This is a genomic window from Streptomyces sp. NPDC094032, from assembly GCF_040303965.1.
Lineage (GTDB): Bacteria > Actinomycetota > Actinomycetes > Streptomycetales > Streptomycetaceae > Streptomyces.
This window is the reverse complement of the sequence record NZ_JBEOUE010000022.1, coordinates 51,124-70,682: the sequence shown is the minus strand read 5'-3', so window position 1 is coordinate 70,682 and position 19,559 is coordinate 51,124. Positions and strand designations below refer to the sequence as shown.

Genomic DNA, 19,559 nt, shown 5'->3' with positions numbered 1-19,559 from the left:
CCACACCGCGAAGGCCGGGCGAGCGTGTCGCCCGGCCTTCGGTGTGTCCATCGGCTTGTATCACCCGATGGTGCGAATCACCCCGGGCGGCCCGTCGACGGCGCCTCAACTCGCTAGCGTGACGGGCGTGATGGGCGTCAAGGGCATTCCGCGAACGGCACGCGTGTACATCGGCTGCGCCCTGCTCGCCGCCACCGCGGCCGCCCTGCCCGCGCTGCGCCCCGGCGCCGGCACGCCCTGGCGCGCCGTGCTGCTGCTCGCCGCCCTCTACGCGCTGTGCGAACTGCCCGCCCGCTGCTCGCTCGCCGCCCGCGCCCACGGCGGCTCGGCCCCGCTCACCGCCGGCTCCTTCTTCCCCGTCCTGATCGCCTCCGCGCTGCTCCTGCCGCCCGCAGCCGCCGCGCTCACCGCCGTGCCCGGCGCCCTCCTCGGCCGCGTCGAACACCCGCCCGCCGGGGCCCGCCGCGTCTGGCGGGCCGCCCAGCTCGCGCTCGCCGTCTGGACCGCCTCGCACGCCGCCCGGCTCTTCCACTGCCACGCCGCCCTCGGACTCGGGCCCGACACCCCCGACTTCCCGTACGCCCTGCTGCCGGCCGGCGCCGCCGCGCTCGCCCTCTGCCTCACCCTCACCGCCCTCGACGGCGGCATCCGGGCCACCGCCGAACAGCTCCCGGCCCGGGCCGCCTGGCGCGGACTGCTCGGCCGCGCCCTCGCCCCGCACGCCGTGCACGGCCTCGCCGGACTGATGACGGCCGTGCTCTGGCGCAGCCCGTACGGGCCGGTCGCCGCGCTCTTCGTCCTGCTGCCCATGTACATCTCCTGCTGGGTCTTCGCCCAGTACCACCGCGAGCGGGCCGCCCACCAGGCCACCATCCGGGCCCTCGTCCAGGCCGTCGACATCAAGGACCGCTACACCCGCGGCCACAGCGAACGGGTCGGCCGCGCCTCCGTCCTGATCGCCCAGGAGCTCGGCATGGCCGAGGCCCGCCTGGAGGTCGTCCGCTTCGCCGGCATCCTCCACGACGTCGGCAAACTGGGCGTCCCCACCCGGGTGCTGCGCAAGGACGGGCCGCTCACCCCCGAGGAGCGCCGGATCATCGAGCTGCACCCCGAGTACGGGCACGAGATGGTCCGCGGCATCGGCTTCCTCGGCGAGGCCCGCACCGCGATCCTCCACCACCACGAACGCATGGACGGCACCGGCTACCCGTACGGACTCAAGGGCCACCAGATCCCCGAGTACGCCCGCGTGGTCGCCGTGGCCGACGCCTTCGACGCCATGACCTCCACCCGCTCCTACAGCCGCGCCCGCCCCGTCGACACGGCCCTGGCCGAACTGGCGCGGTGCGCGGGCACCCAGTTCGACCCGCGCATGGTCGAGGCCCTCGCCCGCGCGCTCGCCCGGCAGGGGTGGCAGACGGAGGTGACGGCGGACGAGACGACGGCGCCGCTGCCGGGGGCCCGGAGTGGGGCGGTCGGGGGGACGGCGGGGGCGGCTTCGGCGGCGGGCCCGGCGGCTGCGGCGGTTCCGGTGGTCGCGGGGGCGCAGGCGGGCTCGGTGGCTCCGGCGACTTCGGCGGCCTCTCCGGCCCCGGCGGCAGCGGTGGTCCCCGCAGCCGCGGTGGCTCCGGCGGCTTCTCCGGCCCCGGCGGCTGCGGCGGTTCCGGCTCCGGCCCGGCCGGCCCGGCCCGCCGAGGAGCACGCGTGAGCACCGGCCGAGCCACCGTCGGCGCCGTACGCGCCCTGGCCCTGCTGCTGACCCTCGCCGGCATCGCCGTCACCCTCTGGCGCGGTGTCGACGAACCCGGGGTCGCCTTCGCCTTCGGCGCCCTCATCGCCCTGGGTGAGCTGGCCCGCTGGGGGGCCCAGCCCGGCGAGCGGGAACCGGCTCCGCTCGCCGCCGCCGGAGCCCTCGCCTACGCCCTGCTCGGTGAGAACGCGGGCCACACCACCACCCACGGCGTCCTGCAGACCGTCGCCGTCGCCGTCGCGGGCGGCCTCGCCGGGATCGTCCCGCACGTGGCCCGCGGCCACGGGCCCGACCCCGACCACCTGGCCCGGCGCGTCCTCACCGTCGGCTTCGCCGCCCTCTGCTTCCAGCCGCTCTTCAACACGGGCGCCGTCACCGCCTACCTCGGCCACGGCCCCGCGTACGCCCTCTTCCTGCTCCTGCTGCTGCTCCTCACCGCCCTCTGCGACGCCGTCCTCGCCGCCCTGCTGCACCGCGCCCGCACCGGCCACCCGTACGGCCCGCTCCTGCGCGACCAGCTGCGCGCCCTGCCCGGCATCGGCTCCGCGGTCTGCGCCACCGGCACCGTCATGGCCCTCGGCGTGGCCGTCGCCGGACTGTGGGCGCTGCCCGTGTTCGCCGTACCGCTGCTGCTGACCCAGGTCTCCTACCGGCGGTACGCGGCGGTGCGCACCACCAACCGGCAGACCATCGCCTCGCTGGCCCGCGCCACCGAGATCGCCGGCTGCACCCCGCAGGGCCACGCCCGCCGGGTCGCCGAGCTCAGCCGGGCCGTCGGCCGCGAGCTGGGCCTGACCGGCGCCGAGCTGACCGTCCTCGAATACGCGGCGCTCATGCACGACATCGGACAGCTCTCCCTCGTCGACCCGGTCGAGGGCGGCGCGACCGCCCTCCTGCCGCCCGAGGAACAGCGCAGGATCGCCCTGCTGGGCGGGGCCGTGGTGCGCCAGACCGGGGTCGCGACGGCCGTCGCCGTCGTAGTGGAACGCCAGGCCGACCCGTACCGGGACCAGCCACTCCCCGCCCGCATCGTCCGCGCCGTCAACGCGTACGACGACCTCGCCGCCACCACCGCGTGCGGCGGCCTCGGCGCCCTGGAACGCCTCCGGCTCGGCACCGCCCGCGACTACCACCCGGACGTCGTCGAATCCCTCGCCAGGGTGCTCGCCCGCGGCGGTGCCACGAGGGGTATCGCCCCAGTCCCACCGGGGTAACCCATGGGTAATGAGCGCGCGTCCGACCGGGCATGGTTGGATGCGAACAAGAGGGTGAAGCGACCGGCAGGCGGGAATCGTGAGGATCTTCGGGAAGGTACGGCATCGGCCCTCCGCCTCGTGGCGGCAGGCCACCGACCGCGCGTTCACGCTGATCGGCGACGGCCGGTACGAGGACGCGGGCGCGCTGCTGACGCGTGCGGCGGACCTGGAGCCCTGGCTCTCCGAGTCCTGGTTCAACCTGGCCCTGCTGCACAAGTTCCGGCACGACTGGGAGCAGGCCCGGGCCGCCGGGCTGCGCGCGGTCGCCCTGCTCGACAAGGAGACCGGCGCCCCCGACTGGTGGAACGTCGGCATCGCCGCCACCGCGCTCCAGGACTGGCCGCTGGCCCGCCGCGCCTGGCAGGCCTACGGCCTGAAGGTCCCCGGGGCCGCCGCCGGCACCGGCGAGCCGGCCGGCATGGAGCTGGGCAGCGCGGCCGTGCGGCTCTCCCCGGAGGGCGAGGCCGAGGTCGTGTGGGGCCGCAGGCTCGACCCGGCCCGGATCGAGGTCCTCTCCATCCCGCTGCCCTCCTCGGGCCGCCGCTGGGGCGAGGTCGTCCTGCACGACGGCGTCCCGAACGGCGAGCGGACCACCAGCGCGGGCCCCTCGTACCCGGTCTTCGACGAGATCGAGCTGTGGGCCCCGTCGCCCGTCCCCACCTGGGTGGTCCTCCTGGAGGCCGCCACCGAGGCCGACCGGGACGCCCTGGAGCAGCTCGCCGCCGACGCGGGCTTCGCCGCCGAGGACTGGTCCTCCTCCGTACGGCTGCTCTGCCGGGCCTGCTCGGAGTCGACCATGCCCAGCGCCGAGGGCGAGGGCGAGCACCTGGACCCGCACGACCACAGCGAGCCCGGCCACCCCGGCCCGCTCGGCCACCGCTCGCCCGGCGAGCTGTGGGTGCCGGAGCGGGAGTGCGGGATCGCCGCCCCGGCGGGCCTGGTGCGCGGCCTGCTCGACGGCTGGGTCGCGGACAGCCCGGACAGCCGCGAGTGGCGGGATCTCGAAGAGGTCTGCTGAGGCCACGGCCCCGGGCCCGTAGGCTGTCCTCCGACGGAATCGGGTTTTCAGAAGGGCGCGGCCGGACATGGCGCAGCAGGAGACGGACGAGCAGATCAACGACGGCTTCGTCGTCGACACGGAGGACTGCGAGGAGCGTGAGCTCGCGCACCGTGAGCGGGGCACCTCGCGTCCGATCACGGTCGTCGGCAACCCGGTGCTCCACCGGGAGTGCAAGGACGTCACCGAGTTCGGCGACGAGCTCGCGCAGCTGATCGACGACATGTTCGCCAGCCAGAAGACCGCCGAGGGCGTCGGCCTGGCCGCGAACCAGATCGGCGTGGACCTGAAGGTCTTCGTCTACGACTGCATGGACGACGAGGGCGTCCGGCACGTCGGCACCGTCTGCAACCCGGTCCTCCAGGAGCTCCCGGCCGACCGCCGCTCCCTCGACGAGTCCAACGAGGGCTGCCTCTCGGTCCCGACCGCCTACGCCGAGCTGGCCCGCCCGGACTACGCCGTGGTCCACGGCCAGGACGCCCAGGGCAACCCGATCAAGGTCCAGGGCACCGGCTACTTCGCCCGCTGCCTCCAGCACGAGACGGACCACCTGTACGGCTACCTGTACATCGACCGCCTCTCCAAGCGCGACCGCAAGGACGCCCTCCGCCAGATGGAAGAGGGCACCCCGCGCTACCCGGTCGTCGCGAACGACTGACCTGGCGCGTCTCCGCCAAAGGGCCCCTCACCGTCACCGGTGAGGGGCCCTTTCGATCTCGATGGCGAGGGCGCCGAGGGCTTCCTTCTCGGGGCCGTAGATGGTGCGGATGTTGGTGAGTTGCTGGTCGCGGGTGGCGGTCGGGTTGACGTTGGTCGGGCCCTCGCCGTCGAGGAGGGCTTCGAAGTCGGGGTACTCGGTGACCCGGAGGACTTCGACGTCGCAGGTCTCGTCAGTGTCCTTGATGCGGAAGCGGATGGTGTCGCCGGCGGCGAGGTCGGCGAGGTGCGGGTACTTGACCCGCACTTCGATGGTCTTGGTGCCCGCGGCGACGAGTTCGAAGTACTGGCGGTAGAGGTTGAGCTCGCGGACGCGGGCGGTGCGGTCGGTCATCGGGAGAGAGCGCTCCTGGGGGAGGGTGCGGTGATCAGGCGGCCGATCTCGGCGGCCGAGTACGAGCGGAAGAAGTGGCGGGGGTCGGAGAGCAGGGTCTCGGCCATGGCGAGCAGTTGGTCGGCGTACTCGGTGACCGTGCCGGGCCACTGCCGGGTGTCGAGCATCCAAGGGGCCGCTCCCTCGGGCAAGGGGGCGTGGCCTTCTCGTATGAGGGATTTCGACAGTTTGGCGCCGGTGTCGGTGACGACCTGGGGGCAGAACAGGCGGGCCGGGAGCTGGGCGCGGGTGAGACCCACGGCCTGGAGGGCCTCGTCGACGAGGTGGGAGCCGAAGACCCAGTCGCCGCCCTTGACCATGACGTGCAGGGTGCCCTGGGGGCTGGTCAGGGCGAGTTCCTTGACCAGGTTGCGGTAGAGGGTGGCGAGGTCGAGGTAGCCGCCGGTGGTGGGCGTGATGGTGGCCTCGTACGGGCCGTGGTGGAGGCAGACGGCGGAGACTTGCGCTGTCTCGGGGCTGGTGAGGTGGACCCGTGTGCGTTCGGCGTGCTTCTCGGCCCAGCCGCAGTCGGGGTGCGGGCAGGGGACGCGGAGGTGCGGGGCGCCGGTGGAGGGGGCGAGCCACCAGCGGGCGGCGTCGATGCGGGGGAGGAGCCGGAGCCAGGTGCGGCGGTAGTGCTCGCCGGCCTGCTGGTGGGTGTACGTCTCGATGCGGTGCGGGATGCCCAGGCGCCTGGAGAGGGCCGTGAAGAGCGGTTGGTACAGGGCGGTGACGAGGTCGAGCAGTGCATGCTCGCCGAGGGCGTGGGCGTAGGCGCGTTGGTAGCGGTGTCCACTGGCCGGGTCGGTTGCCAGCTCGTACGGGGCGTTGTCGAGGGCGCTGAAGAGGACCTCGGTGGGGAGGCCGAAGCGGTCGCGCAGGCGGGCGGCCATGGCGAAGGCCAGGGACTGCACGAGCGAGGTGCCGATGTGCGGGGCGCCGTTGATCTGGGTGCCGACGACCAGGATGATCCGCTCGGGCGGGCTGGCGAGGATACGGGGGGTCAGGACGTCTTCGGCGTGGTGGAGGGCGTTGGCGAGAACGGTGTTCGGCGAGACCGGGAACGTGGTCACGAGGTGTCTCCCTGAGGGCCGTTGGTGTAGGGCGGCACGGGCAAGGCCCCGCTCGCGGTACGGTCGAATGCGGCCCAGACGCACTTCCCGGGCCCGGTCCGCTCCTTCACGCCCCAGTCGTCGGCGGTCGCGGCGACGATCAACAGACCGCGGCCGTCGACGGCGGATTCCTCGGGAACCCGCTGCGTGGGCGTGCTCTCGCCGCTGTCGTGGACCTCGATCCGCAGTTTCTCGTCGAGGGACTCGACGCGTACGAGGACCAGCCGGCCCACGGGCGCACCATGAACTACGGCGTTGGTGACGAGTTCCGACGTGCACAGCCGCATGTCGTCGAGGCGGCTGGTCTCGCCCCACTCGGTCAGCACGGCGACGACGAAGTCACGAGCGGCGCGCGGAGTGGTGCGGCGGCGAGGGAAGAGCCTGGTGTGGTGTCGAACCGTGCCCGGAAGGAGATCCAGGGCGGTGCTGGGTGACCTGTTGGTGAGTTCGCTTGCCATGGTCAACAGCAAAGCGGCTTCCCTCGTTTGAGTCGGGAGCCAGCGCGGGGGCCAAGGCGGGGGCCACTATGGGGGCCAGAGACCACGTGTTCCTGGGAGACGGCATGGGCGACACCGGGATCGGTGCCCTGCTCGTCCGGCTGCGCATCGCGCGCGGCTGGAGCCAGCAGAGGGTTGCTGACGAGTACAACGCCCTGGAGGGGCGTTCCGCGAAGACCGGCAAGGAGATCGGGCGGTACGAGCGCGAAGCGCGGATCCCGATTCCCTACGCGCGGAGGTACCTGGCACAGATCTTCGGTGTCGATGTCGCCCTGCTCGACCTGGCCGTTGCTACGAGTAAGGGGCAGCGCGACGGGGCTGATGCCGAGATCACGCTGTCCGTGCCGTCACCCGGGGAAAGCTGCTTTCGCGGGGTCCCATTGTCGGAGGATGCGGCGCACTCGGCCGATTTCGCTCGGTTCATTGCGCACCGCAACGCTGACGAGTTCGTCGTCGAGCAGTTGGAGGCGGACGTCGGTCGGCTTGCCCGTACGTACGTCAGCCACCCGTTGATGGAGCAGTACGTCGAGATCAGGCGGTTACGGGACGGGGTGTTCGAGCTGCTGCGTGGGCGGCAGCACCCGAGGCAGACCAGCGACCTCTACCTCTCCGCCTCTCGCCTTTGCGGCCTGTCCGCACACGTCTGCCTTGACCTGGGCGCCTACGACTCCGCCGCCACCCACGCCCGCACCGCACGGGCCTGCGCCGAGGCGGCGGGGCACGAGGGGATGCTGGCCTGGGTACGGGCTGTGGAGTCGTTGATCGCGTACTGGACAGGCCGGTACGAGCAGGCGGCCCGGCTGGCGCAGGCCGGCCGGCGGCACAGGGCGAGCGGCAGCATCGGCGCACGGCTGGCGAGTCTGGAGGCCCGGGCGTTGGCGATAATCGGCGACTCGGCCGGGGCGCTCGCCGCCCTGTCGGACGCCGAACGATCGCGCGAGGCGATCTCGGGTGGGGACGAGGTACTGGGAGTCTTCGACTTCCCTGCCGCCAAGCAGTTCGCGTATGCCGGAACGACCCTCCTGGCCGTGGGAGGGCGGGAGCACGTCCACCGGGCCATCGTCAGCGCGGACACGGCGATCCGCCTCTATCGCAGTGGGGACGGAGATGACCAGTCGGTCGGTGATCTGTTCGCCGCGCACCTCGATCTGGCGAGCGGCCATCTGCTCCTGGGCGACCTGGAGGGCACGGAGGCGATGCTCGCCTTCGTTCTCCAGTCCTCGCCGGAGCGCATGTCGGCCAGTATCGTGCACCGGCTCACCGTTCTCGGGCGGGAGCTGGAAGGGCCGCAGTACGGTGGAGCCGTGCAGGCGCTTCATCTGCGCGACCGACTCCAGCACACGGCCGTCCGTGCGTCCCAGTCCGCCGCCCACCCTCCGGAGTTGCCGACGTGACCGACCTGTCAGCCGCCCATGACGCCGCCGTCACCGACCGCGCCCGCCTGGCGGGCAGCGCCTACAACGGGGACCGGGACCTGGCCGCCCGGCAGTCGCTCTACCAGTGGCAGACGCCTCGGTACGACCTCCCCGGCCTCGTCGCCGAGCGGCTGGGCGACGTACGCGGGCGCGTCGTCGATATCGGCTGTGGCAACGGCAAGTTCATCCAGCGGCTCCGTCAGGACCGCCCCGACCTGTCCCTGCTCGGCTTCGACATTGCCCCCGGAATCCTTGTCGGCGTCCCCGGCCCGGTCGCCGTGGCGGACGCGGCGAGGCTTCCGCTGGCGGCGGGGAGCACCGATGCCGCTCTCGCGCTTCACATGCTCTACCACGTGCCCGATATTCCCCAAGCGGTCAGGGAACTGGCCCGGGTCGTGGCCCGCGACGGGCTGGTGATCGCCTCCACCAACGGCGACCGCGACAAGGCCGAACTCGACGACCTCTGGCAACGGGCCGCCGGCGACGTCCTCGGCATCGACCGAGGCCCGGCCCGCATCTCCCTCAGTGCCCGCTTCTCCCTGGAGAAGGCCCCGGCCTTCCTCGGCGAGGAGTTCAGCCAGGTGGAGGTTGCGGAACTGCCCGGGACCATCACGGTCCGCGACCCCGAGCCGGTCATCGCTCACATGGCCTCCTACCGCGCCTGGTCGGACCAGCACGACGTTCCCTTCGACGCGACCATCGACCGCGCCCGCGTACTCCTCACCGAACACATCGCCCGCCACGGCGCGTACGAGATCACCTGCCTCGGGGGAATCCTCGTCTGCCGGAGATGACCGGTACGCCGAAGGGCCCCGCACCGTCACCGCTGCGGGGCCCCTTCCACGTACGTACCAGAGGTCGGACCGAGTCCTAGAAGTCCTCGTCCAGGTCCACAGACCCCTCGACCGCCACCTGGTACGCGGACGGCCGTCGCTCGAAGAAGTTGGTGAGTTCCTGGACGCCCTGGAGTTCCATGAAGGCGAACGGGTTCTCCGAGCCGAAGACCGGGGGGATGCCCAGGCGGACGAGGCGCTGGTCGGCGACGCACTGGAGGTACTCGCGCATCGACTCGGTGTTCATGCCCGGCAGGCCGTCGCCGCACAGGTCGCGGCCGAACTGGAGCTCCGCCTCGACGGCCTCCTTCAGCATCGCGGTGACCTGGGCCTGGAGCTCGTCGTCGAAGAGTTCCGGCTCCTCCTTGCGGACGGTGTCCACGACCTGGAACGCGAAGTCCATGTGCATGGTCTCGTCGCGGAACACCCAGTTGGTGCCGGTGGCCAGGCCGTGCAGCAGACCGCGGGAGCGGAACCAGTACACGTACGCGAAGGCGCCGTAGAAGAACAGGCCCTCGATGCAGGCGGCGAAGCAGATCAGGTTGAGGAGGAAACGGCGGCGGTCGGCCTGGGTCTCCAGCTTGTCGATCTTCTCCACCGAGTCCATCCAGCGGAAGCAGAACTGCGCCTTCTCGCGGATGGAGGGGATGTTCTCGACGGCCGCGAAGGCCGCCGCCCGGTCGTCCGGGTCGGGGAGGTAGGTGTCCAGGAGCGTCAGGTAGAACTGGACGTGGACGGCTTCCTCGAAGAGCTGGCGCGAGAGGTACAGGCGCGCTTCCGGGGAGTTGATGTGCTTGTAGAGCGTCAGGACCAGGTTGTTGGCCACGATCGAGTCGCCGGTCGCGAAGAAGGCGACCAGGCGCCCGATCATGTGCTGCTCACCGGGGGTGAGCTTGGCGAGGTCGGCGACGTCCGAGTGGAGGTCGACCTCCTCGACGGTCCAGGTGTTCTTGATCGCGTCGCGGTAGCGCTCGTAGAAGTCCGGGTAGCGCATCGGACGCAGGGTCAGTTCGAAGCCCGGGTCGAGCAGGTTCTTGTTCTCGGCGGTCATTACTGGCAGGCCTCGCAGGACTCGGGGTTCTCAAGGGAGCAGGCGACGGCGTCGGGGTCGGCGACCTGCTGGACGGGGATGGGGGCGGCGGCCTGGGCGGCGCGGGCGATCCGGGTCGCCGGGCGGGAGCGCAGGTAGTACGTGGTCTTCAGACCCTGCTTCCAGGCGTACGCGTACATCGACGACAGCTTGCCGATGGTCGGCGTCTCCATGAACAGGTTCAGCGACTGCGACTGGTCCAGGAAGGGGGTCCGGTCCGCGGCCATGTCGATCAGGCCGCGCTGCGGGATCTCCCAGGCCGTGCGGTACAGCTCGCGCACCTCGGCGGGCACCCAGGTGAAGCCGGCCACCGAGCCGTTGGAGTCGCGCAGCGCCTCACGGGTCTGCGCGTCCCACACGCCGAGCGCCTTCAGCTCGTCGACCAGGTACGAGTTGACCTGGAGGAACTCGCCGGAGAGCGTCTCGCGCTTGAACAGGTTGGAGACCTGCGGCTCGATGCACTCGTAGACGCCGGCGATCGAGGCGATGGTCGCGGTCGGCGCGATGGCGAGCAGCAGGCTGTTGCGCATGCCGACGGCGGCGATCCGCTCGCGCAGCGCGGCCCAGCGCTCCGGCCAGTTCAGCTCCACGTCGTAGTGGTCAGGGTGCAGCACACCGCGCGCGGTGCGGGTCTTGTCCCAGGCGGGCAGCGGGCCGTTGCGCTCGGCGAGGTCGGCGGAGGCCTCGTACGCGGCCAGCATGATCCGCTCGGCGATCCGGGTGGACAGCGCGCGGGCCTCGGCCGAGTCGAAGGGCAGCTTCAGCTTGAAGAAGACGTCCTGGAGGCCCATCGCGCCCAGGCCCACCGGCCGCCAGCGGGCGTTGGAGCGGCCGGCCTGCTCGGTCGGGTAGAAGTTGATGTCGACGACCCGGTCGAGGAAGGTGACGGCGGTGCGCACGGTCTCGTCGAGCCGCGCCCAGTCGATGTCCGAACCGACGACGAAGGCGCCGAGGTTGACCGAGCCCAGGTTGCAGACGGCCGTCTCGCCGTCGTCGGTGACCTCGATGATCTCGGTGCAGAGGTTCGAGGAGTGGACTACCGAGCCGGGCTCGGCGGTCTGGTTGGCGGTCCGGTTGGACGCGTCCTTGAAGGTCATCCAGCCGTTGCCGGTCTGCGCGAGGGTACGCATCATCCGGCCGTACAGGTCACGCGCCGGCATGGACTTCTTGGCCAGGCCCGCGGCCTCCGCCTTGAGGTACGCGGCGTCGAACTCCGCGCCGTACAGGTCGACGAGCTCGGGCACGTCGGCGGGGGAGAACAGCGACCACGCGGCGTCCGCGTTGACCCGGCGCATGAACTCGTCCGGGATCCAGTGCGCCAGGTTCAGGTTGTGCGTGCGGCGGGCGTCCTCGCCGGTGTTGTCGCGGAGCTCCAGGAACTCCTCGATGTCCGCGTGCCAGGTCTCCAGGTAGACCGCGGCGGCGCCCTTGCGGCGGCCGCCCTGGTTCACCGCGGCGACGGAGGCGTCCAGCGTCTTCAGGAACGGCACGATGCCGTTGGAGTGCCCGTTGGTGCCGCGGATCAGCGAACCGCGGGCGCGGATGCGGGAGTACGAGAGGCCGATGCCGCCCGCGTGCTTCGACAGGCGCGCGACCTGGTGGTAGCGGTCGTAGATGGAGTCCAGCTCGTCCTGCGGGGAGTCGAGCAGGTAGCAGGAGGACATCTGCGGGTGGCGGGTGCCGGAGTTGAAGAGGGTGGGGGAGGAGGGCAGGTAGTCCAGGCGGCTCATCAGCCCGTACAGCGCGGCCACCTCGTCGACGGCGCGCGTCGACTCGTCCTCGGCGAGACCGCTCGCGACGCGCAGCATGAAGTGCTGCGGGGTCTCGATCACCTGGCGGGTGATCGGGTGGCGCAGCAGGTAGCGGGAGTAGAGGGTGCGCAGGCCGAAGTAGCCGAAGCGGTCGTCGCCCGCCGGGTCGATCAGCGCGTCGAGGCGCGCGGCGTGCGCGGCGACGAACGCGGCCGTGCGGTCGGCGATCAGGCCCTCGCGGTGGCCGACGGCGACGGAGGCCGAGAAGGAGGACGCGCCCTGTCCGGCGGCCTCGTCGGCGATGGTGACGGTGAGCAGCCGGGCGGCGAGCCGGGAGTACGCCGGGTCCTCGGCGATCAGTCCGGCGGCGGCCTCGGTGGCCAGCTCGCGCAGCTCCGCCTCGTCCGCGCCCGCGCTGCGGCCGCGCAGGGCGGCGGCGGCGACCTTGCCGGGGTCGGTGTCCGGGAGGTCGGCGGTGAGATCGGTCAGGGTCCGCAGCAGTACGGTGCCGGGTCCGTCGGTCTCGATCGCTGCGGCCGGATCGGCGGGCGCGATGGTCACGTGGGGGCTCTCCCTCGCTCGGCTCGGAGCCAGGACGGGAGGCGGGAACGGGCGGCCGTACGCACGGCGGCGCCGCGTCCACCGGCCCACTCCGCGAGGCCCGGACGTCTGTGGCACCCGGAACGGACGGACCGGGCGCGCTGCCGGCAGGTCCTCGGACTCACCCTGGGCGCGAAAGCGCGCAAAACACACCGTTGCGGGACAGTTCCGGATTTCCACCGGATTCCCCTGCGGCGACAGCGAGGACGAGCATACATGTGGGGGGCTCCGCTCGCGGAACCCCCCACATGTTGTGTCGGTCGGAGCTGCGGTCAGAGCTCCAGAACGTAGGTGAAGAGCATGAATTCCGAGCCCTGGACGGGATTCCAGTCCCGTTCGGGGGAGCGGGTGAAGCCCAGTCGCTCATAGACGCGGTGGGCGGTGGACATGGCCGGCTGGGTGGACAGCACGATCCGCGCGCAGCCCTCCACGGCCCGCGCCCGGTCGACGCAGGCCCGCACCAGGGCCTCCCCGACGCCCCGGCCGCGGGCGGTGTGGGCGACGGCCAGCATGCGGAACTCGGCCTCGCCCTCCCGGGCGATGTCGGCCCACTCCCCGCCGCCGGCGGTGAAGGTCACCCCGCCGAGGACCGGGCCGGCCGGATCCGTGGTGTCGACCGCCACGAGCACCTCGGCCTCGGCGTCCCGCCGGGCCACGTCCCGCAGCAGGTGCTGGTACTCGTCGTCCTCGCCGAAGGCGAGGAACCCGTCGTCGAGGTAGGCCCGCGCGGTGACCTCGCCGAGGGCCTCGTACTCCTCGGGCCGTATCGCCCTGATCGTGAAGTCCATGACCGGCAGTCTGCCCCCGGCACGGCTCCGCCCGCCTCCGGATATGCCGGGGGCGGGCGGAGCGGGCGGAGCGGGCGACCAGGGGCTCAGTGCCCGGCGGCACCCACCTTCGGGAGCTCGGTGACGACACCCGCGTCCCCGGCGTCCGCCGTGTAGTCCGCGGGCGAGGTCTCGTCGACGCCCTCGGGCGCCTTGAGCGCCTTCAGGACGACGGTGAGGACCACGGTGACCACCAGGTTGAGCACGAAGGCGGTGAGGCCGATGTAGCCGATCTCGCCGATGCCGGGGATCTCGGCCGACGAGCCGCCGAAGTGCTTCTGGGTCGGGCTGGCCACGCCGTATGCCGCGGCCGTGCCGTAGACCATGCCGACGGCCCAGCCGGCGAGCAGCGCCCAGCGGTGGAACCAGCGGGTGAACAGGCCGCCGACCAGGGCGGGGAAGGTCTGGAGGATCCAGATGCCGCCGAGCAGCTGGAAGTTGATGGCGACGGTCTTGTCCATGGTGAGGACGAAGACCAGCGCGCCGACCTTCACGAGCAGCGAGACCAGCTTGGAGACCTTGGTCTCCTGCTCGGGCGTCGCGTGCGGCTTGAGGAAGTCCTTGTAGATGTTCCTGGTGAACAGGTTGGCCGCCGCGATCGACATGATCGCCGCCGGGACCAGCGCGCCGATGCCGATGGCGGCGAAGGCCACGCCCGCGAACCAGGCCGGGAACATGTCCTCGAAGAGCTGCGGGATGGCCAGCTGCCCGTTGGTGACCTTCACCCCGGCGGCGATGGCCATGAAGCCGAGCAGCGCGAGCAGGCCGAGCATCAGCGAGTACAGCGGCAGGATCGTGGTGTTGCGGCGGATCACCTCGCGGCTCCTGGAGGAGAGCGTCGCGGTGATCGAGTGCGGGTACATGAAGAGCGCGAGCGCCGAGCCCAGCGCCAGCGTCGCGTACGTCCACTGGCCGGCCTCGCCGGGCACGAGCGCGCCCTTGGGCTTGCCGGTGGCCGGGTTGATCGTCTGGTACGCCTCGCCGGCCTTGGCGAAGATCTCGTCGAAGCCGCCCAGCTTGATCGGGATGTAGATGATCGCCACCGCGATGACGATGTAGATCAGGGTGTCCTTGACGAAGGCGATGAGCGCCGGGGCGCGCAGGCCGGAGGAGTACGTGTACGCCGCGAGCACGCCGAAGGCGATGAGCAGCGGCAGGTCCTTGATGAACCAGTGGGTGTTCTCGCCGCCGCCGACGCCCATCACGTCCAGGACGGCCTGGATGCCGACGAGTTGGAGGGCGATGTACGGCATGGTGGCGAGGATGCCGGTGACGGCGACCGCGAGCGACAGGCCCTTGGAGCCGAAGCGGCCGCGGACGAAGTCGGAGGTGGTGACGTAACCGTGCTTGTGGGAGACCGACCACAGGCGGGGCAGGAAGGTGAAGATCAGCGGGTAGACCAGGATCGTGTACGGCACGGCGAAGAAGCCGGCCGCGCCCGCCGCGTAGATGGCCGCCGGGACGGCGACGAAGGTGTACGCGGTGTAGAGGTCGCCGCCGAGCAGGAACCAGGTGACCCAGGTGCCGAACGACCGGCCGCCCAGGCCCCATTCGTCCAGGCTGTTCTCGTTCTCGGCCTTGCGCCACTTCGCGGCCAGGAATCCCATGACCGTGACGGCCAGGAAGAAGAAGACGAAGACGCCGAGCGCGACGCCGTTCACGCCGTCGTTCATCGCGCGTCACCCCCCTTGCGGACGCGCTGGTCGCGCTTCCAGAGCTGGTACGCGAGCATGGTCAGACCGGTGGAGACGACCACCCAGAGCATCTGGTACCAGTAGAAGAACGGGATGCCGATGAAGGTGGGGTCCACCTTCGCGTACGAGCCCACCCAGAGCATCGCCACGAAGGGCGCGGCCAGGCAGAGCGCGATCACCACCCTCGACGGTGTGATGACCGGTTGTTTCCCTTGTGTCGCTTCTGACATGGCGAAACCGTCCCCTCGCTGATCACCTCGTAAGACGGGGCAATCTAGGGGACGGTCTCGCCGTTAGGAACCCCTGTCCGTATAACGGATCAGGTGTGTCAGGTCAGCCGTTGGGACGCTGGAGTCGGGCCACGAACTTGTAGCGGTCGCCGCGGTAGACCGAACGCACCCATTCGACCGGTTCGCCCTGGGCGTCCAGGGAGTGACGGGAGAGCATCAGCATCGGCAGGCCCACGTCCGTACCGAGCAGACCGGCCTCGCGCGGGGTGGCGAGCGAGGTCTCGATGGTCTCCTCGGCCTCGGCCAGATGCACGTCGTACACCTCGGCGAGCGCGGTGTAGAGCGAGGTGTACTTCACCAGCGAACGCCGCAGCGCGGGGAAGCGCTTGGCGGACAGATGGGTGGTCTCGATGGCCATCGGCTCGCCGCTCGCGAGGCGCAGTCGCTCGATCCGCAGCACCCGGCCGCCGGCCGTGATGTCGAGCAGCCCGGCGAGGGTGTCGTCCGCGGTGACGTAACCGATGTCGAGGAGCTGCGAGGTGGGCTCAAGGCCCTGCGCGCGCATGTCCTCGGTGTACGAGGTGAGCTGGAGGGCCTGGGAGACCTTGGGCTTGGCCACGAAGGTGCCCTTGCCCTGGATCCGCTCCAGGCGGCCCTCGACCACCAGTTCCTGGAGGGCCTGGCGCACGGTGGTGCGCGAGGTGTCGAACTCCGCGGCGAGCGTGCGCTCCGGCGGGACCGGGGTGCCGGGCGGCAGGGTCTCCGTCATGTCGAGCAAGTGCCGCTTCAGTCGGTAGTACTTGGGCACGCGCGCGGTGCGGGTGGCGGCGCCGCCCTCTGTCTCCGTGCTGCCCGCGTCCGTGGCCATGGCCTGCCTTCCCGACTCCTGTGCTGCTGCCGTCACCGGCTCCTCCGTCTGTCGCGGCTCACATGGTGGCACGGACCGGTCACAGGTCGTCGCCCTCCCTCAGGTGTCGGTCCGATAACGGACCCGACTGCCCTTCTTATACACCCTTGACACCCCTAAAGGTCTAGGCCAAGCTCCGGGTACTGGTCTACACCATTAAAGACCAGGTCCCAGCCCCACGAGCATTACTCGACGCATGTCTTCGCGCGGTGGGCAGGGGTTTGCAGCATCCCTGAGGAGGGTGGCGTGAAGCGCAAGCTCATCGCGGCGATCGGCGTCGCGGGCATGATGGTCAGCATTGCCGCGTGTGGTGGCACCGACGCCAAGGACGGTGCGAAGGCCGGCGGCGGCGACGCCAAGGAGCTCACCGTCTGGCTGACGGTCGACGCCCAGAACAACTGGCCCGAGCTGGTCAAGGCCGCCGATGACGCGGTTGCCAAGAAGCACCCCGGCATCAAGATCAAGCACGAGTACTACGGCTGGCCGGACAAGAACACCAAGCTGGACGCGGTGCTCGCCACGGACAAGGCCCCGGACGTTGTCGAGATGGGCAACTCCGAGATGATCAGCTACATGGCCAAGGGCGCCTTCGCCCCGGTCGACCCGTCGAAGTTCGACAACTCCGACAAGTGGCTCGACGCCCTCAAGGACTCGGTCACCTACAACGGCAAGACCTACGGTGTCCCCTACTACGCCGGTGGCCGCGTGGGCACCTGGCGCAAGGACATCGCCGCCGAGGCCGGCGTCAAGACCGCCCCGAAGACCTGGGCCGAGCTCACCTCCGCCCTGGACAAGATCCAGGCGAAGAAGGGCGACAAGTTCAGCGCCTGGTACCAGCCGTCGCCCGACTGGTACGCCGCGATGTCCTTCGTCTACGAGGCCGGCGGCTCCATCGCCAAGCAGGACGGCGAGACCTGGAAGTCGAACCTCTCCTCGGCCGAGTCCATCAAGGGCCTCACCGAGTACAAGAACATCGTCGACAAGTACATGCACGGCGACAAGACGAAGGACGAGTCCGACCGTCCCGTCGTCTTCGGCCAGGGCAACTCCGCGACGATCTTCGCCGCCGGCTGGGAGGGCGCCACCGCCGCCGACCCGAAGTCCGACAAGGTCGGCGGGCTGAAGGACAAGCTGGAGAACTTCGTCATGCCCGGCCCGTCCGGCAAGAACCTCCCGGTCTTCCTCGGCGGCTCGGACCTGGCCATCCCGGTCAAGTCCAAGGCGCAGGGCGTCGCGGCCGAGTGGATCGCCGCCTTCACCGGCCCCGAGGGCCAGAAGGGCCTGATCGGCAAGGGCAACCTGCCGAACAACAAGGCGGACCTCGCCCCGCTGAAGAACGACCCGGCCACCGCCGTTCCGGCGACCGCCGCCGAGTCGAGCTGGTTCGTCCCGACCGCCCCCGGCTGGGGCCAGGTCGAGAAGGCCCAGACCCTCAAGACGATGCTCATCGAGATCGCCAACGGCAAGAAGTCGGTCGAGCAGGCGGCCAAGGACGCCGACGCCGCGATCGACAAGGTCATCAACACCAAGTGACCTATGGGCAGGGCCCCGCCACCGCGGCGGGGCCCTGCCGCCCGTACCACGAGAGGGATCGCTGAGGAGCACGGGATGAGTGCCGCAGACACAACCACCGCGAAGGTGCCGCCGGTGCGGCAATCGCCACCATCCGGCTCCGGAGCCGGCACGCCCGCCCCGCGCGGGAAGTCCAAAGGCAGGGCCGGCATCCCATGGCTGCTTCTCGCGCCATGTCTGCTCGTGCTCATCCTGGTGCTCGGCTATCCGCTGATCCGCCTGGTCACCCTCTCGTTCCAGAAGTTCGGGCAGCCGCAGCTGTGGGGCTTCCAGGAGGCCGAGTCGGCCGGCTTCTCCAACTTCACGAACATCCTGGGCGACTCCGAGTTCTGGACCGTCGTCCTGCGCACCGTGCTCTTCGCGGCCGGCGCGGTGATCGTCACGATGGTCCTCGGCATGGCGATCGCGCTGCTGCTCCAGCGCGTCTCCGGCTGGGTCAAGATGCTCATCAACATCGTCCTCGTGGCGAGCTGGGGCATGCCGATCATCGTCGCCACCGCCATCTTCAAGTGGCTCTTCGACGCCGACTACGGCGTCCTCAACTGGCTGCTCAGCCGGATCCCCGGCGTCGACATGATCGGCCACAACTGGTTCGCCAGCGGCCCGCAGGGCCTCGCCGTGATCATGCTCCTGGTGGTCTGGGGCGCCGTGCCCTTCGTCGTGATCACCCTGAGCGCGGGCCTCACCCAGGTGCCCAAGGAGCTCGAAGAGGCCGCCCGCCTCGACGGCGCCGGCGCCTGGAAGGTCTTCCGGTACGTCACCCTGCCGATCCTCAAGCCCATCCTCGTCATGCTGACGACGCTCTCGGTGATCTGGGACATGGGTGTCTTCCCGCAGGTCTACGTGATGCGCAACGGCCACCCCGAGGCCGAGTTCCAGCTGCTCACCACGTACTCGTTCGACAAGGCGTTCGTCGTCAACGACTACGGCACCGGCTCCGCGATCGCTCTGGTCACGGTCCTGCTGCTGCTGGGTGTCGTGGCGGTGTACATGCGCCAGATGCTCAAGATCGGAGATGTCGAATGAGCACCGTCAAGGTCTCGGCGGCCCCGCGCCGCCCGCGCAAGTCGAAGCTGGGCTGGAACCTCATCGGCCTGCTCGTCTTCGTCATCGTCGGCTTCCCGGTCTACTGGATGCTCAACACGGCCTTCAAGCCGGCCAAGGACGCGATCGACCCCGATCCGCACTTCTTCCCGTCCGTCTTCACCCTTGAGAACTTCAAGCGTGCCCTGGACATCGCGGACTTCTGGGGACCGGTCGGCCGCAGCCTGCTCGTCTCCTCCATCGTGGTCGTCATCGGCATCGCGGTCGGCCTGCTCGCCGCCCTCGCGATCTCCCGCTTCGCCTTCCGCGGCCGCAAGATCGTCATCGTCGGCATCCTCGCCGTCCAGATGGTCCCGCTCGTCGCGATGATCATCCCGGTCTTCCTGATGCTCAACGACCTGGGCCAGTACGACAAGCTCAGCGGCCTGATCATCACCTACCTGACCTTCATCCTCCCCTTCACGGTGTGGACGCTGCGCGGATTCATCGTCAACATCCCCAAGGAGCTGGAGGAGGCCGCGCAGGTCGACGGCTGCACCCCCACCGGCGCGTTCCTGCGGGTCGTCTTCCCGCTGCTCGCCCCCGGCATGGTCGCCACCTCGGTCTACGGCTTCATCCAGGCCTGGAACGAGTACCTCTACGCCCTGATGCTGATGAGCCAGCAGAACCAGACGGCCACCGTCTGGCTCTCCAACTTCATCACCAAGAACGGCACCGAGTACGCCCCGATGATGGCCGGCTCCACCATGATGGCCGTCCCCATCGTGATCCTCTTCCTCCTCGTCCAGCGCAAGATGGCCGCTGGCCTGACGGCCGGCGCAGTGAAGGGATGAC

18 protein-coding genes and 1 riboswitch are annotated in these 19,559 nt (G+C 70.6%); of the genes, 9 read left to right on the top strand and 9 right to left on the bottom strand.

Annotated elements, in window-relative coordinates:
- Nucleotides 1-130 precede the first annotated feature (130 nt).
- From ABTZ54_RS26885 to def, 4 genes are all read left to right on the top strand, one after another.
- Nucleotides 131-1,708, top strand: a complete 1,578-nt coding sequence (locus tag ABTZ54_RS26885) for an HD-GYP domain-containing protein (RefSeq protein WP_351667949.1) — start codon at nucleotides 131-133, stop codon at nucleotides 1,706-1,708.
- The gene (locus tag ABTZ54_RS26880; RefSeq protein ID WP_351667845.1) at nucleotides 1,705-2,964 is read left to right on the top strand and encodes an HD-GYP domain-containing protein; all 1,260 of its coding nucleotides are present in this window, start codon (nucleotides 1,705-1,707) and stop codon (nucleotides 2,962-2,964) included. The genes ABTZ54_RS26885 and ABTZ54_RS26880 overlap by 4 nt, the downstream gene beginning before the upstream one ends.
- Before the next feature lie 79 nt (nucleotides 2,965-3,043).
- Nucleotides 3,044-4,024 carry a tetratricopeptide repeat protein gene (locus ABTZ54_RS26875; protein ID WP_046907347.1) on the top strand — a complete coding sequence of 327 codons (981 nt, stop codon included), beginning with the start codon at nucleotides 3,044-3,046 and terminating at the stop codon, nucleotides 4,022-4,024.
- Nucleotides 4,025-4,091: 67 nt separating this feature from the next.
- Nucleotides 4,092-4,721, top strand: a complete 630-nt coding sequence (gene def / locus ABTZ54_RS26870) for a peptide deformylase (protein WP_351667843.1) — start codon at nucleotides 4,092-4,094, stop codon at nucleotides 4,719-4,721.
- Nucleotides 4,722-4,754: 33 nt separating this feature from the next.
- Here def and ABTZ54_RS26865 read toward each other — a convergent pair whose 3' ends face one another.
- The 3 genes from ABTZ54_RS26865 to ABTZ54_RS26855 are packed head-to-tail and all read right to left on the bottom strand — an operon-like array spanning nucleotide 4,755 to nucleotide 6,723.
- On the bottom strand, nucleotides 4,755-5,114 hold the full coding sequence (locus ABTZ54_RS26865; protein WP_351667841.1) for an ASCH domain-containing protein: 360 nt from the start codon (nucleotides 5,112-5,114) through the stop codon (nucleotides 4,755-4,757).
- Complete coding sequence (locus ABTZ54_RS26860) at nucleotides 5,111-6,226, bottom strand: hypothetical protein (protein ID WP_351667839.1); 1,116 nt, start codon at nucleotides 6,224-6,226, stop codon at nucleotides 5,111-5,113. The genes ABTZ54_RS26865 and ABTZ54_RS26860 overlap by 4 nt, the downstream gene beginning before the upstream one ends.
- Nucleotides 6,223-6,723 carry an ATP-binding protein gene (locus tag ABTZ54_RS26855; RefSeq protein ID WP_351667837.1) on the bottom strand — a complete coding sequence of 167 codons (501 nt, stop codon included), beginning with the start codon at nucleotides 6,721-6,723 and terminating at the stop codon, nucleotides 6,223-6,225. The genes ABTZ54_RS26860 and ABTZ54_RS26855 overlap by 4 nt, the downstream gene beginning before the upstream one ends.
- 104 nt (nucleotides 6,724-6,827) lie before the next feature.
- On the opposite strand from ABTZ54_RS26855, the gene ABTZ54_RS26850 reads away from it, so the two are divergent.
- The gene (locus tag ABTZ54_RS26850; protein ID WP_351667835.1) at nucleotides 6,828-8,156 is read left to right on the top strand and encodes a helix-turn-helix domain-containing protein; all 1,329 of its coding nucleotides are present in this window, start codon (nucleotides 6,828-6,830) and stop codon (nucleotides 8,154-8,156) included.
- On the top strand, nucleotides 8,153-8,971 hold the full coding sequence (locus ABTZ54_RS26845; protein WP_351667833.1) for a class I SAM-dependent methyltransferase: 819 nt from the start codon (nucleotides 8,153-8,155) through the stop codon (nucleotides 8,969-8,971). The genes ABTZ54_RS26850 and ABTZ54_RS26845 overlap by 4 nt, the downstream gene beginning before the upstream one ends.
- 76 nt (nucleotides 8,972-9,047) lie before the next feature.
- Here ABTZ54_RS26845 and ABTZ54_RS26840 read toward each other — a convergent pair whose 3' ends face one another.
- The 6 genes from ABTZ54_RS26840 to ABTZ54_RS26815 form a co-directional block, all read right to left on the bottom strand.
- Nucleotides 9,048-10,061: a ribonucleotide-diphosphate reductase subunit beta gene (locus tag ABTZ54_RS26840; RefSeq protein WP_351667831.1), complete on the bottom strand. Its 1,014-nt coding sequence runs from the start codon at nucleotides 10,059-10,061 to the stop codon at nucleotides 9,048-9,050.
- Complete coding sequence (locus ABTZ54_RS26835; protein WP_351667829.1) at nucleotides 10,061-12,412, bottom strand: ribonucleoside-diphosphate reductase subunit alpha; 2,352 nt, start codon at nucleotides 12,410-12,412, stop codon at nucleotides 10,061-10,063. The genes ABTZ54_RS26840 and ABTZ54_RS26835 overlap by 1 nt, the downstream gene beginning before the upstream one ends.
- Nucleotides 12,413-12,540: 128 nt before the next feature.
- A riboswitch (cobalamin riboswitch) is annotated at nucleotides 12,541-12,665 on the bottom strand.
- 58 nt (nucleotides 12,666-12,723) lie between these two features.
- Nucleotides 12,724-13,239, bottom strand: coding sequence for a GNAT family N-acetyltransferase (locus ABTZ54_RS26830; RefSeq protein ID WP_351667827.1), 516 nt, complete (start codon nucleotides 13,237-13,239; stop codon nucleotides 12,724-12,726).
- A gap of 86 nt (nucleotides 13,240-13,325) precedes the next feature.
- On the bottom strand, nucleotides 13,326-14,951 hold the full coding sequence (gene mctP / locus ABTZ54_RS26825; RefSeq protein WP_351667825.1) for a monocarboxylate uptake permease MctP: 1,626 nt from the start codon (nucleotides 14,949-14,951) through the stop codon (nucleotides 13,326-13,328).
- Entirely contained in the window at nucleotides 14,948-15,202 is a 255-nt protein-coding gene (locus ABTZ54_RS26820) for a DUF3311 domain-containing protein (RefSeq protein ID WP_351667823.1), read from the bottom strand. Before ABTZ54_RS26820 ends, mctP begins: the two co-directional genes overlap by 4 nt.
- 103 nt (nucleotides 15,203-15,305) lie before the next feature.
- Nucleotides 15,306-16,070, bottom strand: a complete 765-nt coding sequence (locus tag ABTZ54_RS26815) for a GntR family transcriptional regulator (protein WP_351667946.1) — start codon at nucleotides 16,068-16,070, stop codon at nucleotides 15,306-15,308.
- 285 nt (nucleotides 16,071-16,355) lie between these two features.
- Here ABTZ54_RS26815 and ABTZ54_RS26810 point away from each other — a divergent pair, with 285 nt between their 5' ends.
- From ABTZ54_RS26810 to ABTZ54_RS26800, 3 genes are all read left to right on the top strand, one after another.
- Nucleotides 16,356-17,642 carry an extracellular solute-binding protein gene (locus ABTZ54_RS26810; protein ID WP_351667821.1) on the top strand — a complete coding sequence of 429 codons (1,287 nt, stop codon included), beginning with the start codon at nucleotides 16,356-16,358 and terminating at the stop codon, nucleotides 17,640-17,642.
- 75 nt (nucleotides 17,643-17,717) lie between these two features.
- Entirely contained in the window at nucleotides 17,718-18,707 is a 990-nt protein-coding gene (locus tag ABTZ54_RS26805) for a carbohydrate ABC transporter permease (RefSeq protein ID WP_351667819.1), read from the top strand.
- Complete coding sequence (locus ABTZ54_RS26800; protein WP_351667817.1) at nucleotides 18,704-19,558, top strand: carbohydrate ABC transporter permease; 855 nt, start codon at nucleotides 18,704-18,706, stop codon at nucleotides 19,556-19,558. Before ABTZ54_RS26805 ends, ABTZ54_RS26800 begins: the two co-directional genes overlap by 4 nt.
- Nucleotide 19,559: the final 1 nt, after the last annotated feature.

Bases quoted from the DNA above. Each gene is read 5' to 3' on its own strand.
- ABTZ54_RS26830 (WP_351667827.1), bottom strand. From the start codon at position 13,239: ATGGACTTCACGATCAGGGCGATACGGCCCGAGGAGTACGAGGCCCTC.
- ABTZ54_RS26815 (WP_351667946.1), bottom strand. From the start codon at position 16,070: ATGGCCACGGACGCGGGCAGCACGGAGACAGAGGGCGGCGCCGCCACC.
- def (WP_351667843.1), top strand. From the start codon at position 4,092: ATGGCGCAGCAGGAGACGGACGAGCAGATCAACGACGGCTTCGTCGTC.
- mctP (WP_351667825.1), bottom strand. From the start codon at position 14,951: ATGAACGACGGCGTGAACGGCGTCGCGCTCGGCGTCTTCGTCTTCTTC.
- ABTZ54_RS26885 (WP_351667949.1), top strand. From the start codon at position 131: ATGGGCGTCAAGGGCATTCCGCGAACGGCACGCGTGTACATCGGCTGC.
- ABTZ54_RS26865 (WP_351667841.1), bottom strand. From the start codon at position 5,114: ATGACCGACCGCACCGCCCGCGTCCGCGAGCTCAACCTCTACCGCCAG.
- ABTZ54_RS26850 (WP_351667835.1), top strand. From the start codon at position 6,828: ATGGGCGACACCGGGATCGGTGCCCTGCTCGTCCGGCTGCGCATCGCG.
- ABTZ54_RS26805 (WP_351667819.1), top strand. From the start codon at position 17,718: ATGAGTGCCGCAGACACAACCACCGCGAAGGTGCCGCCGGTGCGGCAA.
- ABTZ54_RS26855 (WP_351667837.1), bottom strand. From the start codon at position 6,723: ATGGCAAGCGAACTCACCAACAGGTCACCCAGCACCGCCCTGGATCTC.
- ABTZ54_RS26800 (WP_351667817.1), top strand. From the start codon at position 18,704: ATGAGCACCGTCAAGGTCTCGGCGGCCCCGCGCCGCCCGCGCAAGTCG.
- ABTZ54_RS26840 (WP_351667831.1), bottom strand. From the start codon at position 10,061: ATGACCGCCGAGAACAAGAACCTGCTCGACCCGGGCTTCGAACTGACC.
- ABTZ54_RS26820 (WP_351667823.1), bottom strand. From the start codon at position 15,202: ATGTCAGAAGCGACACAAGGGAAACAACCGGTCATCACACCGTCGAGG.